A 15,973-nucleotide genomic window follows, 5' to 3' on the forward strand; every position below is an offset into this window, starting at 1 on the left:
TCTCCTTTTAAAGTTGTTTTAGTCGATAACTTGAGGGTACTTTGCCTTTTTATTTTTGTCCAAAAAAAGCCTTACACAAACTTTTATACACTATCAGTAAGTTAACCTGGAGCAAGAGTATTCCGAAGTGGACGAGAGTATCCTGCGATTGAGAGAGAGTAAACTAAAAACTACTCCTTCAAAAAAGTCGAATTAGAAAAACCGGGCAAAAAACACTCGGTCCTTTAAGAATAAAAACTTAGATATGCCGTGATTTTCACTCCGGTCTGACGCTTTCCGTGGACATGTTCGACCCTGTAGTCTCTCCCTAGCGCTGTCCCACTGGTGTCGCTGACCTGCGCTACAATCAACAATAAACTCTTTATATAGGAAAGCTACAGACACTATCACGAAAACAAACAGTCTTTCTCTAACCTAATAGTATTAATTATAAATTAAATTCTGCTTTCTTCATTTATCTTTGGATAGCATTTTTTAATTCAGAAAAGAAGAGAAGTAATTTGAGTAAATCACTAAAAATTAATCCATTTTTTATCTTAGCCATAAGCTATGACAAATCTTTTCGTGTAGTGGAGGGTGGAGACATCAGGAAGATGAGTGAGACAGATGAGCTACAACAGCGGCGCGGATGCGACGGTGATAGCTCATCGCTCACCACACGAAAAACGTCCATTATGTAACGGAAATCAGATTATTCATTCTTACAAGCCATTAAAACAAGTTTTCACTTACTTCAAAAAAAGTACCATGACCGTAGTCATAGTACTCCTTCATTTTACGCAGTTATTACTTCATAAATTAATGGTGGTGCCTCTTTTTTAGTAGCTTCTATATCGATAAACTGTGTTAATTTATCCATAACTTCCTGTACATCTTCTCTATTTGAATAGATCGTAGCAAGTGAATCTCCTTTGCTAACCGAGTCTCCCACTTTTTTGTTGAGCACTATACCAACTGCTAAATCTATTTCTGATTCTTTCGTTGCTCTTCCTGCTCCTAGTAGCATTGCCGCAGTACCAATTTCATCTGCTTCCATAAAGGTAATAAAACCATCTTGGGATGCTGGAACTTCCATTTTGTATGCTGCCTGAGGAAGTAATGAAACATCATCTACGATTTTCTCGTTACCACCTTGCCATTTGATGAATTGCTTGAAGATTTCTAAAGCAGATCCATCTTCTATCACAGCAAGTAGCATTTCTCTTGCTTCTTCTAGAGTTTCCGCTTTTTCTCCAACTACAACCATTTGACTTCCAAGCGTCAAACAAAGCTCTGTCAGATCTTCAGGACCATTTCCCTTTAGCGTATCAATAGCTTCCACTATTTCTAGTGAATTCCCTATTGCTCTACCAAGAGGTTGACTCATATCTGAAATAATAGCCATCGTTTTTCTGCCTACATTATTCCCAATACGAACCATAGCCTGTGCAAGCTCTCTTGCATCATCCGTTGTTTTCATAAATGCCCCGTCACCAGTTTTAACATCTAACACTATCGCACCGGCTCCAGCAGCAATTTTCTTACTCATAATGGAGCTCGCTATTAGTGGAATACTATTAACAGTACCAGTAACGTCGCGTAATGCATATAACTTTTTATCGGCAGGCGTTAGGTTACCACTCTGACCGATTACCGCTACTTTTAACTCATTCACTTGCTTAACAAACTGTTCAGATGTTAGCTCTACATGGAAACCTTCAATTGCTTCCAACTTGTCGATTGTACCGCCAGTATGTCCAAGTCCTCTGCCACTCATCTTCGCAACTGGGACTCCACATGCAGCAACTAACGGACCCAAAACTAATGTAGTCGTATCACCAACTCCACCTGTGGAATGCTTATCGACTTTCACACCTTCGATTGCAGAAAGATCAATTGTTTCACCCGAATTAACCATGGCCATTGTTAAATCTGCTCTTTCTTCATCTGTCATATTTTGAAAGAAAATTGCCATTAACAGTGAACTCATTTGATAATCTGGAATAGAACCGTTAGTATACCCCTCGATGAAAAATTCAATTTCTTCTTTTGTAAGAGCATTACCTTCTCTTTTCTTTTCAATAATATCAATCATTCTCATCGTACTTACACTTCCTTCTGTAGGATTTGTTTTTATTTTAATAAAGATAAGAAACTTTCGCCAAATTCAGTTGTTGCAACACCAAAGTTTTCACTGATTGTTGCACCAATGTCCGCAAAAGTGTTGCGAAGTGGTAACTCTTTTATTTCCTTAAATTTTGGTGAGTATACGATTAACGGAACATATTCACGCGTATGATCTGTCCCAGGCATTGTTGGATCATTTCCGTGATCCGCCGTGATAATCAATAAATCTTCTTCGGTTAACTTTGGAAGCGCCTCTTTTAAACGTACATCGAATTCTTCTAAAGCTTTACCATAGCCTAACGGATCGCGACGGTGACCAAATAACGCATCAAAATCAACTAAATTTAAGAAGCTGATACCTTTGAAATCTCTGTCCAATGTTGCAATGAATTTATCCATTCCATCCATATTATCTTTTGTTCTTTCTGTAGAAGTAATACCTTCACCATTAAAAATATCGTGTATTTTACCGATTGCTATTACATCTAGTCCTGCATCACTCAGTTCGTTCATCGCTGTGCGACCAAAAGGCTTTAATGCATAGTCATGGCGATTAGAAGTGCGAACAAATTTACCTGGTTCACCGATAAATGGACGAGCAATTATACGGCCTACTAAGAATTCCTCCGACAAAGTTAACTCACGAGCAATTTCACAAATGCGATACAATTCTTCCAGTGGAATAACTTCTTCATGTGCAGCAATCTGCAACACAGGGTCCGCTGATGTATAAACGATAATTGCACCAGTTTTCATATGTTCTTCGCCAAGCTCATCTAATATTTCAGTTCCACTAGCTGGTTTGTTACCTATTACTTTGCGTCCAGTTTTTTCTTCTATTTGAGAGATTAGCTCATCAGGGAATCCATTTGGATATACTTTAAATGGTTTATCAATATTCAATCCCATTATTTCCCAGTGCCCTGTCATCGTATCCTTACCAACAGAGGCTTCCTGCATCTTGCCAAAGTACGCGGTAGGTGCTGCAACGTTATTAATCCCTTGGATAGTATCGATATTACCAAGACCTAGTTGTTCCATATGCGGCATATGTAGTCCATTCATTTTTTCTGCAATATGCCCAATAGTATGTGACCCTACATCCCCGAAAGCAGCAGCATCTGGCGCTTCCCCTATTCCAACAGAATCCATTACAATTACATGTATGCGCTTAAATTCATTCATATTATAACCCTCCTACTGTTTTCTTCTAGTTTACCAAAAATAATATAAAAGTACAGGTCAGACCTCTGACAATTTACGCTCTAGGATGAAATTGTTTATAAACATCCTTTAATCGACTTTTACTCACATGGGTATAAATCTGTGTCGTAGAAATATCCGAGTGGCCAAGCATCTCTTGGACAGCTCGCAAATCGGCTCCATTTTCAATCAAATGTGTAGCAAAAGAATGTCTTAGCACGTGAGGTGTAATTTCTTTTGAGATTCCCGCTATTGTAGCATGCTTATTTAGCAACTTCCATATTCCCTGTCTCGTCAGTCGCTTACCACGTTGGTTAATAAAAATTGCATCGGTTTTTTCAGACTTCAGCAATGTAGGTCTTGCATTTTCTATATATTCTGTGCAAGCTCTTATGGCAGAACCACCTAATGGCACGATTCGTTCCTTTCCACCCTTACCAAAAACCCGAACAAATCCCATGGATAAATGAATATCCTCTAGATTTAAGTTTAAACATTCACTAATTCTCATGCCGCTAGCATACATAAGCTCAAACATAGCTAAATCTCTTTGGCCCTGGGGTTTGGATATATCAATACTATTTAATAGATTATTCAATTCTTCGACAGATAGATATGTCGGTAGTTTTTGTTCTAATTGAGGTAAATCCAAATGAACAGATGGATCTGTGTCCGCCACCTTTTCTCTTAACAGAAACTGATGAAAGGAACGAATAGAGGAAATATGCCGAGAAATCGTTCGAGCTGACTTCCCTTTCTCTTTTAAATTTCGAAGATAAAGAACAATATGTGTGCGCTCTACCTCATTTAAGTTATGTAGTTGCTGAACTTCAAATATATGGTGAATATAATCTGTTAAATCTTTTTTATAGGACGTCAACGTATTAATTGCTAATTGTCGCTCTATCTGTAAAAAGTGCATATAATCCTCTAAATGTAGCAATACATTCTTCAAACTCTTCACTCCTTTTATCAAACAATGATTAAAAAAAGGATAGCTAGTAAGCTATCCTTTTTGTTTACTTATCCTCTTGGCAACGGTAACAAATACCATGAAATGTTAGACGATGGTCTTTAATTCTAAAGTTCCACTTTTTCTCAACTATCGCTTCCACATCTTCTAACAAATCTTCTTGAATTTCATCTACAGCACCACATTCGATACAAACTAGATGGTGGTGAAAATGCGCTGCGCCTTCTTGTCTTAAATCATAGCGAGAAACGCCATCACCAAATTGAATTTTATCTACTACATTCAATTCGTTTAATAACTCTAGCGTTCTATAAACAGTTGCAAGTCCTATATCAGGTGATTTCTCTCTAACTAGTAAAAACACATCTTCTGCACTTAAATGATCCTCTTCATTTTCAAGCAAAACTCGGACTGTCGCTTCTCGCTGTGGCGTCAGTTTATAGCTCGCACCAGATAATTGTTTTTTTATACGATCAATACGGCTTTCCATACGACGCCTCCTTACTTGAATCCATTATACCAATAATTGAATTCTCATTACAAGAGATTCACATAATAATAAGTATCAAAAAGAACTAATTATTAAATAATATAAATGGTATTAAGATGAACTCTATAATTATAACAATTATATAGAAGGATAGCGAAAAAATATTAATACGATTGGCTAATGCTAACAACAAGATACAATAAATTAGCTGAAATGGAAACCACCAGAATACATAAGGAAAAGTAGATTCCTGCGTTTGCAACAAGTAACTCGAACAATATCCATAGAATGTAATTTTAAATGCACAAATAACTAAAATTAGTTTTCGTAAAAACCGATGCTGATAAAACAAAAAAAACACAATGGCAAACATGAGATGAGGAAAAATCGTTTCTAATAAAGTAGGTTTCTCTACTAATAGAACGCGTGCATCCAAGAGATTTATAATCCATTGCTGCTGTTCTACCGTACTTTGTTCAAATAATATTAAACCTCCAACAAAGCTTACTACAAGTACACATAATGAGATGAAAATAGTATAAGTCTGGTTCAAATTGGAACACCCCCCTATCTACTTTCATCATATGCTTGTACTAACTTAAATCATGCTTCTTTCCAATAATCTTTTAACCAAATATATGCAAACGCAGTTTTAGCATCATAGATTTGTTGTTTCTTCACCATAACTTCCATTTCGGAAAGGCTCACATGCAATAACTCGACAAACTCATCTTCATCTAATCCAACTGGTGAGTCCATCTTATTAATATTCTCTGCAAAATAGAGATGGATAATCTCATCAGCAAATCCGGGAGATGTGGCAAATGATTGAATGTACTCTAGATTTTCCGTTGTATAGCCTGTCTCTTCCTCTAATTCACGTAGAGCAGTTATTTCAGGAGCTTCTCCAACTTCTATTTTTCCTGCAGGAATTTCAATAATAGACCGTTCTAACGCTTTTCTATATTGTTCTACTAAAATTATTTTCTTGTCTTTAGTTACCGCAATCACCGCTACTGCACCAGGATGTTTTACAATTTCTCTATTGCTAGTTTTACCATTTGGTAGTTCTACTTCATCTACCTGTAGTGTTATTATTCTTCCGTTAAATTTAACCTCTGTTTGAATTGTTTTTTCTTCGAACTTTTTCATGACGAATCATCCTCTCATTAGTATCTATGCTCTTTAGTTGAATCTATCTATTTGACATTGTACCATGTAGAAAAGGACGTGATGAAACTTGAAGAAAAGACAATTAGGTAAAAGTGAAATATACGTTTCAGAAATTGGATTGGGCTGCATGTCACTTCCAACTGATCAAGCAGATGCCGATAATATTATTCAAGTGGCATTAGAAAACGGTATAACCTATTTTGATACAGCAGATTTATATGAGAATGGCGAAAATGAGAAGATTGTTGGTAATGCACTCAAGAGCGATCGGCAAAATATTATATTAGCAACAAAAGTTGGAAATCGGATAAACAAATCTGGGAATAGTTGGTCCTGGGACCCGTCAAAGAAATGGATTATAGAGGCCGTACATGCATCATTAAAGCGTCTCCAAACTGATTATATAGATGTATATCAGCTCCACGGTGGCACGATGGAAGATGATGTGGACGAAGTTATAGATACAATGGAATCGTTGAAAAAAGAAGGACTTATACGCGCGTACGGTATCTCCTCTATTCGCCCTAACGTCATCGATCGATTTTTACGCAAAAGCAATGCCGTTTCTGTGATGATGCAATATAGTTTACTAGACAGAAGACCGGAAGAATGGCTTTCCTTATTAGAAAATAATTCAACTACCCTACTAAGTAGAGGCACGTTAGCAAAAGGATTATTAACTGCCGAAGGATTAACTCGTGCAAATAAAACAGATGAGTATTTAAGTTATACTCAGCAGGAATTACTTGAAGTTATTAAAGAGTTGGATGCATTAGATGCTCCCTTAAGTTCTATTGCTCAACATTATGTATTACAGCAGAAAGTAACTGGTTCCATTATTCTCGGTGCAAGTAATGAGAAGCAGTTATTGGAATCTATTAAGGCATACAAAATGCAAGTGCCGGAAAGTATATTACAAAAAGCAAGTGAGTTGACAAAAAGAGAGATTTACATGGAACATCGAATTTAACATGTCTTTAACTCGAATAGCCATCCGTGATTTAGTTCACGACTGGCTATTTTTCATGTTACTACGTTCTTTTGAAGAAGCGGAGAATGCTCTCTTTAGGTTAGTTGGAATATTGGGGCGTTTAGTTGGAATAATGACGAGCCTAGTTGGAACTTTGTGTGCTTTAGTTGGAAAAAACGACGCGTTAGTTGGAATAGGATATTTTTTCCACCAAAAAACCTATTTGCGAAAAGCAAATAGGTTTTCTTTAGACTAAAACTTCGAACCTCCGAAGCCATACTCATCTAATAATTCTTCAAACGATTTGTTTTTTTCTTTTTCTTTCTTTTCGAAAGCTAGTTGTGCTTGTCTTTCTTCTTCCTTTTGCTGTTCAGCGGTTACTAATTGTTGCTTCGTTTCTTTTAGTTTAGCTAGGATGTCAGTAGAAAGTTGATCTGATAAGGAATTTCCTTCTTCCACTTGCTTAACAGGTTTTACCTGTTGTTGCTTTTGTTTTTTCTTAGCCATTTGTTCACCTTCTTTTTTAACGTTTAACTATAGTCGCGACTCCTTGACCTCCGCCGATACAAAGTGTAGCAAGACCTGTCTTAGCATCTCTCTTCTCCATTTCATGAAGTAAAGAAACAAATATACGGGCACCACTTGCTCCAATAGGATGACCTAATGCTATCGCTCCACCATTTACGTTTAGTATATCATGATTAAAGCTCAACTCTCTATCTACAGCAATCGATTGTGCTGCAAAAGCTTCATTGGCTTCGATCAACTCGATATCAGCTAACGTGAGTTGAGATTTGTTTAATACTTTTTTCACAGCTTCCACAGGTCCAATTCCCATGATGCTCGGATCCACTCCTGCAGAAGCATTTGCTACAACTGTTGCAAGCGGTTTAAGTCCAAGTTCATCCGCTTTTACTTTAGACATAACCACTACTGCTGCTGCTCCATCATTAATCCCTGAAGCGTTACCAGCAGTTACTGAGCCGTCTTTTTTAAATGCAGGACGTAACCCTGCTAACTTTTCTTCCGTAGACCCTTTCTTAGGATATTCGTCCTGTGAAAAGACAATAGGCTCCCCTTTTCTTTGCGGAATTTCTACGGGTACAATTTCGTCAACAAACTTACCTTCTTCTATCGCTTTTGCAGCTCGGCTCTGCGAACGTGCGGAAAATTTATCTTGTTCTTCTCTAGTAATATTATATTGATCGCATAGATTTTCAGCTGTTACACCCATATGATAATCATTAAAAGCACACCATAATCCATCTGAAATCATACTATCCACTACTTTTTGGTCGCCCATACGGAAGCCATCTCTAGCATTTTTCAATAAATAAGGTGATTGGCTCATGTTTTCCATACCACCTGCAACAATAATATCTGCATCCCCTGCAATAATCGCTTGCGTTGCAAGATGAATTGCTTTTAAGCCAGAACCACAGACTTTATTAATCGTTAACGCTGAAACAGATTGTGGCAACCCAGCTTGAATAGAAGCTTGTCTTGCCGGATTTTGACCTAAACCTGCTTGAAGTACATTCCCCATTATTACTTCGTCCACAGCATCTTTAGAAACCCCTGCTTTTTCTAATGCCTTTTCAATTACAATAGCACCTAGTTTAGTAGCAGGAACATCCTTTAAAGCCCCTTGGAAAGAACCTATTGCTGTTCTTACTGCACTTACGATCACAACTTCATTTGTCACTTGATTTCCTCCTTGTTTCCCCTGTATTAAACTAATTTTAAAGAAGCAAAATTTAAATTTGCTTGTTTAACCATCCTTTCTTTACAATAAAGAGGGAGGGATGATTATGTTTAGTTTACCAAATAAAGTGACAATTATCGAGGTAGGTCCAAGAGATGGCTTACAAAATGAAAAAAATGAAGTACCAACCGAAGTGAAACTAGCCTATATCGAAAAACTGCAGCATGCAGGAATAGAGGAAATGGAGTTAACTTCATTCGTTTCACCAAAATGGGTGCCACAAATGAAAGATGCAAATGTAATAGTTACCCAAGTGAAAAAAATGGGTAGACAAATAGTATTAACACCAAATAAAAAAGGCGTCGAATTAGCCACACAATCTGGCGCACAGAATTTTGCAGTATTTGTAGGCGTTTCTAACAGTTTTAATAAAAAAAATATTAATAAAACCACGAAAGAAAGTATGGATGAACTCATGCCAATTGTGGAAAAACTATTACAAGAAGGTCATTTTGTACGTGCCTGTATTTCCACTGCTTTCTATTGTCCTTATGAGGGTAAAATAGATCCATCAGACACAATAGCACTATGCAAAGAGTTCGTTTCATGGGGTGTGAACGAACTAAGCGTAGCAGATACAAATGGAATGGCTAACCCACAGGAAAGCTATGAATTATTCAAGATGTTGAAGAACGAATTCCCCGCTACTCTCATTACCGCTCATTTTCATGACACTCGAAAAATGGGTATAGCCAATATACTCGCAAGCCTTCAAGCAGGAATTGATCGGTTCGACGCTTCTACTGGTGGACTAGGTGGATGTCCTTTTGCTCCAGGAGCTACAGGAAATGTAGCAACTGAGGATGTTGTGAATATGCTACATCAAATGGGTATACGGACGAATATTAACCTTGATTCACTGCTTAAAGCAGTAGAAGTAATTGAACCTTATGTGTCTAGACCAATAGACACTGGTATGTATAATCTATTTAAAAGTAAGTAGGGGTTGATCAAATGAAGAAACGAGTAATTATTTGGACGAGTATTTTTACTAGTATTTTGACAGCTATCGCTACGTTCTTTGGTTTTTTTGTAACTAATAGGTTGATGTATATGAAGAAAAAAGAAAATGATTTTATCTTAAACCGCGAAATTACCTCAAAGAGATTAGATGAAGCATGGTTTAACGCAGTAAATAAAACAGAACAATGGATTGAATCTAAAAATGGCTATTCTTTAAAAGCCATTTTTATCGAGCCTCTAGAAACAAATAATTATGTCGTTATTTGCCATGGAGTCACCGAAAACAAAATCAACTCGCTACGTTTTGTTCGTATGTTTGAACGTCTTGGATTTAACAGTGTTGTCTACGATCATCGTAGACATGGTGATTCCGGTGGCAAAACAACTAGCTTTGGATTTTATGAAAAAATAGATTTACAATCAGTTGTTGAAGCAGTAAGAGATAGAGCGGGAAATGACGCAGTTTTAGGTATTCATGGAGAATCTATGGGTGCAGCCACCACACTTCTATATGCTGGTTCTATAATTGATGATGCTAATTTTTATATTTCGGATTGTGCATTTTCAGATTTTGAGCAGCAAGTTTATCACATAATGACACAGACAACTCCTCTCCGATCGAGTCTGGCGATACGATTTGCGAATTTGTTTTTAAAACTGCGTGATGGATATACGTTAAATCTCGTTTCACCAATTGATATGATTGACAAAATTGAAAAACCTGTCTTATTTATCCATAGTTTACAAGATGATTTTATACTTCCTAAAATGACTGAAGATTTATATGAAAAAAAGCTGGGTCCAAAAACATTAAAATTATTTGATATAGGTGAACATGCTAAATCGTTCAATGAAAATAGTAAAGAATATGAGCAAGTTGTTGCAGATTTTCTACAAGAAAATGGTTTGTTAAATAAATAAAAAAGCACTCAGCAGAGTGCTTTTTTATTTTTGCATTTTATTCATTTGATTCATCATTTGTTTAACTTGTTTTTCAGAAGGCTTACGACCCATTTGTGCCATCATCATACGTAGCATTTGTTCATTAATAGGTGGGTTTTCTTTTAAGTACTTCATCATATATTGACGTGCTGCAAAGAAACCAATTGCCGCACCAGCAATTAACGCAACGATTATAATAACAATCCAAATCCATGTTTGCATATTTTCTCCTCCTTCATGTTCTTATCTACGTGTACAAGACACCATTAAAAATTATACTATAGATTCTTTTTGCATTCTATATAAATTCGAATAAAAAAGCAATTCAAATACTAAATGTTTATAAGTATTTGAATTGCTTTTATTAATATTCTTATTTTTGGAGTAAGTCTTTCATTTTAGAAACAACATTCTCTACAGAGAAACCATATTCTTTCATAACAATTTCACCAGGAGCACTTGCACCGAATTTATCAATAGCAATTACGTCCCCTTCAAATCCAACATAACGGTGCCAACCTAATGACGCACCCATTTCGATTGCTAGACGCTTTGTTAAATGAGATGGTAATACAGCATTTTTATATGCTGCATCTTGTTTTTCAAATAGATCCCATGACGGCATAGAAACTACAGAAACTTCTATTCCCTCTTTAGCAAGTGCTTGTTGCGCTTCAACTGCAAGACTCACTTCTGAACCAGTTGCAAGCAGGATTGCTTCCGCTTTTTCATTAGGCGCTACAACATAAGCTCCTTTTGAAACTCCTTCTTTAGCCAGCTCCACGGAGTTTTCAAGTGTTGGAAGGTTTTGTCTAGAAAGCACTAGAACCGTCGGAATATTTTTAGATGAAACCGCTAGTTTCCAAGCTTCTGCAGTTTCATTTGCATCTGCTGGACGGATTACAGATAAACCAGGCATTGCTCGTAAAGAAGCTAAGTGTTCTACTGGCTCATGCGTTGGACCATCTTCCCCAACAGCGATACTGTCATGTGTAAATACATACGTAACAGGAAGTCCCATTAATGCAGATAAACGAATTGCTGGGCGAACATAGTCACTAAATACGAAGAATGTACCACCAAATACATTTAGTCCTCCGTGTAAAGCCATACCATTTAAAGCAGTACCCATAGCAAATTCACGTACACCAAACCAAATGTTTTTTCCAGCATAATTTTCTGCTGAAAAATCTCCAACATTCTTCATCGTAGTTTTATTGGACCCCGCTAAATCGGCACTACCACCAAAGAATGAAGGTAAGTTTTGAGCAATTGCATTAATTGCTTCTCCAGATGCAGAACGTGTAGCATGAGAAGTACCAGTTTCGTACGTTTTCAATGCATCCGCAAAGTTTTCAGGTAATTCTCCAGAAATTGCTGTTTTTAGCGTTGAAGCTAACTCAGGGAATTCGGACTCATACGCATTTAGTTTCTCATTCCAAGATGCCTCTTCTTGAACACCTAAACGTTCAGAAGCTTGTCTAAATGTATCATAAACCTCTTCAGGAACGTAGAAGTCCTCTTCGTATAACCATTTATATTCAGCTTTGGCTAAAAGAGTTTCGTCTTTTCCTAAAGGCATACCATGAGCATCTGACTTACCAGAACGGTTAGGAGAACCAAATCCGATAACAGTTTTAACTTCAATAAGTGTTGGTTTATCATTTTGAGACTTCGCTTTATCAATAGCATTTGAAATTTCTTCGATATTGTTTCCGTCTTTTACAAGAATATAGTTCCAACCATATGAATCAAATCGTTTTTCTACATTTTCTGAGAATGATTTACCTAAATCACCATCTAAAGAAATATCATTACTATCATATAATACAATCAATTTATCCAATTGAAGATGTCCGGCAAGAGAAATTGCTTCTGCAGCTACACCTTCCATTAAATCTCCATCTCCGCATAATGCATAAGTATAATGATCAATAATAGAGTGGTTTTCTTTATTGTACGTAGCAGCTAAGTGTGCCTCAGCCATCGCCATACCTACTGCCATCCCAATTCCTTGACCAAGTGGGCCAGTAGTTGCTTCTACTCCTGCAGTGTGACCGAATTCAGGATGTCCAGGTGTTTTAGAATCCCATTGTCTAAAGTTCTTAATCTCTTCCATAGGTAAATCATAGCCACCAAGGTGAAGTAGACTATATAAAAGCATAGAACCATGACCTGCAGATAAGACAAAACGGTCGCGATTAAACCATGTTGGATTATTTGGATTATGACGTAAATGCTTTGTCCATAAAGTGTAAGCCATTGGTGCAGCCCCCATTGGTAATCCAGGGTGACCAGAATTTGCTTTATCGATTGCATCAATAGACAAAGTTCGAACCGTATTAATTGCTAATAAATCGGATTGTAATGACATGAATGACATCCTCTCAAACAAATTTTTTCTATATTTCTAGTTTAGACAAGAATGTCTGTATTATCAATGGTTTCTGAAATGATTAATTAATTCAGAAACTTCCCTTTCTTTGCTTCTTGAACCTTTACAGGGGTTACATCATTTCCAGCAGGGTCAATTATTTTTACACTTTCTATAGTATCTCTCATTGTAGAGCGGAAAGTTTCCAAGTATTCTTTACGTAAAGAGCTTTGTTCTTTTGCTTCTTCAATAGAAAGTCCTGTTGTTTTAGATTTTTTAGACAACTCGCTAATTCTTGCTAATTTTTCTTTACTTAACATTTTAACGCATCCTTTCACTTTCTCTTTATATAAAGGTAAGGAAAAAACACACAGAGTGCAAGTCATTTCACTCCATGTGCTTCTATATACTCAATATAACGTCGATGGACGGTGGCTTTACTAATGCTAAATCCTAATCCTTTTAAAGTGCTCGAAATCTCCTCATAGGTAAGACCTGCATTTCGTAGTCTAACTACCTCTTCTACAGGAACATCTATTCTTTCCCTTCCTTCAGGATTGCCTTTTGTCTTTAAATTTTTTTCTGGTCGGTATCCTTTGGAAACAGCCTTTTTCATCCCTCGTCTTATCTTAGCATTATGTAATTTCCTTTGATATTCCTCCACAAGCGCTAATATTTCAAGAAGCATAGAGTCCATTTCATTTAAATTAATGACCCCTTTATCTTGTAAAGTATACACAGAGGTATTTGTTTTTTGGAGTAGATGTAGAACTGCCATTCTTCCATTACCTCTACCAATTCGAGTTTCATCTTGAACAAATACAGCTTTTATATCATTTTCTTTTATATAGTCAAGTAACTCTAATAAGCCTTCACGCTCAACATCATAACCACTATGTTGATCAATGAATACTTTTGCCACTTCATAACTTTTTTGTTTTGCAAATTCTAACAGTTCCTCTTCCTGTCTTTTTAAAGAAGTCTCTTGAGACTCTTTTTCAGTGCTCACACGACAATAGATAACTGATTTCATTTTGTATCGCCTGCTAACTCCGTTTCATTATCGAAATGGTAACTTTTTTCATCGGCTGGAATTTTAAGCATCTCTCCCGCTTTAATATGACCATCTTTCAAGTTATTCATCGCTATTACCTTATCGATCCATACTTTTTTATCTTCATTAACTCCGTACTCCTGCGCTAACTCCCATAAAGAATCACCTTGCTCTATATTAATATGTAGGCTCTCATCTGTCGAAAAAGATTTCGAGATTATTATAAACATTATAAAAGCAATACTTCCAGCAACAAAAAATGATAGAAAATAGTTTTCTTTTATCCAGGTCATTAAAAATACCCCCTAATAGAATATGTGTTCGTAATGTATATTTTAATAATAATGCGAACGTTTGTTTTTGTCAATACTAATTAGAACCTATGTTTGCATTAATGTTCGTAGCCTGTTATACTATTAATAAGATAGAAAAGGATAGTAATTACTCTTAAAGAGGTGAACAAATGAAGAAAGCATCTAAAAGGCAGGAAGACATTCTAGCTTTTATAAAAGAAGAAGTACGCAAAAAAGGATATCCACCATCCGTTCGAGAAATAGGAGAGGCTGTGGGATTAGCATCAAGTTCTACTGTTCACGGGCACTTAGCTCGATTAGAAAGTAAAGGTTTAATTAGAAGAGATCCAACTAAACCACGTGCCATTGAGATTCTTGATAGTTTAGGAAGCATGGCTGAAAAACAAAACGTAGTTCATGTGCCACTTGTTGGTAAAGTTACTGCTGGTTTGCCTATTACGGCAATTGAAAATATCGAAGAATTTTTCCCGCTGCCAGAAACTTTTGGTACATCGGATGATAATTTATTTATGTTAGAAATTATGGGTAATAGTATGATTGAAGCAGGAATATTAAATGGTGACTATGTCGTTGTAAAACAACAGCAATCAGCAAATAATGGTGATATTGTCGTAGCAATGACCGATGAGGATGAGGCGACAGTGAAGCGGTTCTTTAAGGAAAAATCATATTTCCGTTTACAACCTGAAAATTCCTCCATGGAACCAATCATCGTAAACTCCGTTAGCATTCTTGGAAAAGTAGTAGGAGTTTATCGCAATATTCAATAGTCTATACAGACTTGACAATCTACTTAAATTTACTTAAAATAACGAAGAGCCGATATCATATTTCAACGAAAAGTGGACATTTTCGCTGAAATCATCGAAAAACCCCTTTACCTTTATGGTTGAGGGGTTTTGTTTTGTAATAATTTAAATTCTAAAATAACATCTAAATAGTTTAAAAATAACAAAATGTGGGTATTATTTTTATAAGCTTACATAGGTTAAATTACATACTTATTTATGGGTGATACATAACTACAAAGGAGTCGTAACCTATGAAAATAATTATAGAAGAACTTAAAAAACTCATAAATGACTATTATAGATGTAATAACTTCCAACTGAAGGAACAAATATTAATCGATATTAACCTATTGAAGGATGCACTAAGAATTATTGAAAAAGTAAGCTAGAGATAAACTATGAAAGATCACTTGGTTATTAATCAAGTGATCTTTTTATACCTAGTCAACTTTCTCCATGCCGTTTATAATAATCCTCTAAAATTAACACCAAAAATACTTCCAATTAAAGTTGTTTTGTTACATAATATAAAAACAGGTATTATAGATCATAAGGGGGAGTATTTTTGCCTATTGCATTAATTTACAAAGAACTAAATCGATTAATAGACGATTACTATAAATGTCCCTTTAAACATATAAAAGAGCAAATACTAATTGATATCAATCTTCTCACTGAAGCGATATTACTTTTCGATGCCGATTATTCGTCAGATGTTTCATTTGAAACAAAATAAGAGACGTCTCCCCTATCCCAAAACGACAAACGATCTAACTATATACAAAAAGCGTTGAAAGCTTGCATATAGGGCCTTGAATATTAAAACTCACTCCGGAGAAACCACCTGAGTGAGTT

Annotated in this window: 19 protein-coding genes; 6 read left to right on the forward strand and 13 right to left on the reverse strand. The window is 36.2% G+C overall.

Annotated elements, in window-relative coordinates:
- Positions 1 to 775: 775 nt before the first annotated feature.
- From BLR36_RS17425 to BLR36_RS17450, 6 genes are all read right to left on the reverse strand, one after another.
- Positions 776 to 2,080 (reverse strand): pyrimidine-nucleoside phosphorylase, encoded by a 1,305-nt coding sequence (locus BLR36_RS17425; RefSeq protein WP_093063014.1) that lies wholly within the window; start codon positions 2,078 to 2,080, stop codon positions 776 to 778.
- Positions 2,081 to 2,112: 32 nt separating this feature from the next.
- A complete protein-coding gene (deoB, locus tag BLR36_RS17430) occupies positions 2,113 to 3,291 on the reverse strand; it encodes a phosphopentomutase (RefSeq protein WP_093063015.1) in 1,179 nt (392 codons plus the stop codon).
- A 73-nt stretch (positions 3,292 to 3,364) separates the two neighbouring features.
- Entirely contained in the window at positions 3,365 to 4,264 is a 900-nt protein-coding gene (gene xerD, locus BLR36_RS17435; RefSeq protein WP_371326746.1) for a site-specific tyrosine recombinase XerD, read from the reverse strand.
- Positions 4,265 to 4,328: 64 nt separating this feature from the next.
- Positions 4,329 to 4,772 (reverse strand): ferric iron uptake transcriptional regulator, encoded by a 444-nt coding sequence (locus tag BLR36_RS17440; protein ID WP_093063016.1) that lies wholly within the window; start codon positions 4,770 to 4,772, stop codon positions 4,329 to 4,331.
- Between the two features lie 85 nt (positions 4,773 to 4,857).
- Complete coding sequence (locus BLR36_RS17445) at positions 4,858 to 5,325, reverse strand: hypothetical protein (protein ID WP_093063017.1); 468 nt, start codon at positions 5,323 to 5,325, stop codon at positions 4,858 to 4,860.
- A 50-nt stretch (positions 5,326 to 5,375) separates the two neighbouring features.
- On the reverse strand, positions 5,376 to 5,924 hold the full coding sequence (locus BLR36_RS17450; protein ID WP_093063018.1) for an NUDIX hydrolase: 549 nt from the start codon (positions 5,922 to 5,924) through the stop codon (positions 5,376 to 5,378).
- 88 nt (positions 5,925 to 6,012) lie between these two features.
- On the opposite strand from BLR36_RS17450, the gene BLR36_RS17455 reads away from it, so the two are divergent.
- The gene (locus BLR36_RS17455) at positions 6,013 to 6,915 is read left to right on the forward strand and encodes an aldo/keto reductase (protein WP_093063019.1); all 903 of its coding nucleotides are present in this window, start codon (positions 6,013 to 6,015) and stop codon (positions 6,913 to 6,915) included.
- A 252-nt stretch (positions 6,916 to 7,167) separates the two neighbouring features.
- Here the strand turns inward: BLR36_RS17455 and BLR36_RS17465 are convergent, their stop codons facing one another.
- Positions 7,168 to 7,422: a DUF3886 domain-containing protein gene (locus tag BLR36_RS17465; RefSeq protein ID WP_093063021.1), complete on the reverse strand. Its 255-nt coding sequence runs from the start codon at positions 7,420 to 7,422 to the stop codon at positions 7,168 to 7,170.
- A 16-nt stretch (positions 7,423 to 7,438) separates the two neighbouring features.
- Positions 7,439 to 8,620, reverse strand: a complete 1,182-nt coding sequence (locus BLR36_RS17470) for an acetyl-CoA C-acetyltransferase (RefSeq protein ID WP_093063022.1) — start codon at positions 8,618 to 8,620, stop codon at positions 7,439 to 7,441.
- A gap of 106 nt (positions 8,621 to 8,726) precedes the next feature.
- On the opposite strand from BLR36_RS17470, the gene BLR36_RS17475 reads away from it, so the two are divergent.
- Together BLR36_RS17475 and BLR36_RS17480 are read left to right on the forward strand one after the other, a co-directional pair.
- A complete protein-coding gene (locus BLR36_RS17475) occupies positions 8,727 to 9,623 on the forward strand; it encodes a hydroxymethylglutaryl-CoA lyase (protein ID WP_175454115.1) in 897 nt (298 codons plus the stop codon).
- An 11-nt stretch (positions 9,624 to 9,634) separates the two neighbouring features.
- A complete protein-coding gene (locus BLR36_RS17480) occupies positions 9,635 to 10,564 on the forward strand; it encodes an alpha/beta hydrolase (RefSeq protein WP_093063023.1) in 930 nt (309 codons plus the stop codon).
- Between the two features lie 24 nt (positions 10,565 to 10,588).
- On the opposite strand, the gene BLR36_RS17485 is transcribed toward BLR36_RS17480, so the two are convergent.
- From BLR36_RS17485 to BLR36_RS17505, 5 genes are all read right to left on the reverse strand, one after another.
- Positions 10,589 to 10,807 carry a YneF family protein gene (locus BLR36_RS17485; protein ID WP_093063024.1) on the reverse strand — a complete coding sequence of 73 codons (219 nt, stop codon included), beginning with the start codon at positions 10,805 to 10,807 and terminating at the stop codon, positions 10,589 to 10,591.
- 151 nt (positions 10,808 to 10,958) lie between these two features.
- On the reverse strand, positions 10,959 to 12,959 hold the full coding sequence (gene tkt / locus BLR36_RS17490) for a transketolase (protein WP_093063025.1): 2,001 nt from the start codon (positions 12,957 to 12,959) through the stop codon (positions 10,959 to 10,961).
- An 86-nt stretch (positions 12,960 to 13,045) separates the two neighbouring features.
- A complete protein-coding gene (locus tag BLR36_RS17495; protein WP_093063026.1) occupies positions 13,046 to 13,279 on the reverse strand; it encodes a DUF896 domain-containing protein in 234 nt (77 codons plus the stop codon).
- Positions 13,280 to 13,341: 62 nt separating this feature from the next.
- A complete protein-coding gene (locus BLR36_RS17500) occupies positions 13,342 to 13,992 on the reverse strand; it encodes a YneB family resolvase-like protein (RefSeq protein WP_093063027.1) in 651 nt (216 codons plus the stop codon).
- Complete coding sequence (locus tag BLR36_RS17505) at positions 13,989 to 14,306, reverse strand: cell division suppressor protein YneA (protein ID WP_093063028.1); 318 nt, start codon at positions 14,304 to 14,306, stop codon at positions 13,989 to 13,991. The genes BLR36_RS17500 and BLR36_RS17505 overlap by 4 nt, the downstream gene beginning before the upstream one ends.
- Positions 14,307 to 14,476: 170 nt before the next feature.
- Here BLR36_RS17505 and lexA point away from each other — a divergent pair, with 170 nt between their 5' ends.
- The 3 genes from lexA to BLR36_RS18895 all read left to right on the forward strand — a co-directional run bounded on the left by lexA (position 14,477) and on the right by BLR36_RS18895 (position 15,854).
- Complete coding sequence (lexA, locus tag BLR36_RS17510; RefSeq protein WP_093063029.1) at positions 14,477 to 15,097, forward strand: transcriptional repressor LexA; 621 nt, start codon at positions 14,477 to 14,479, stop codon at positions 15,095 to 15,097.
- A gap of 272 nt (positions 15,098 to 15,369) precedes the next feature.
- A complete protein-coding gene (locus BLR36_RS18890) occupies positions 15,370 to 15,507 on the forward strand; it encodes a hypothetical protein (RefSeq protein WP_175454116.1) in 138 nt (45 codons plus the stop codon).
- A gap of 176 nt (positions 15,508 to 15,683) precedes the next feature.
- Positions 15,684 to 15,854: a hypothetical protein gene (locus BLR36_RS18895; RefSeq protein WP_175454117.1), complete on the forward strand. Its 171-nt coding sequence runs from the start codon at positions 15,684 to 15,686 to the stop codon at positions 15,852 to 15,854.
- Positions 15,855 to 15,973: the final 119 nt, after the last annotated feature.

It is taken from the genome of Psychrobacillus sp. OK028 (assembly GCF_900103605.1).
GTDB lineage: Bacteria > Bacillota > Bacilli > Bacillales_A > Planococcaceae > Psychrobacillus.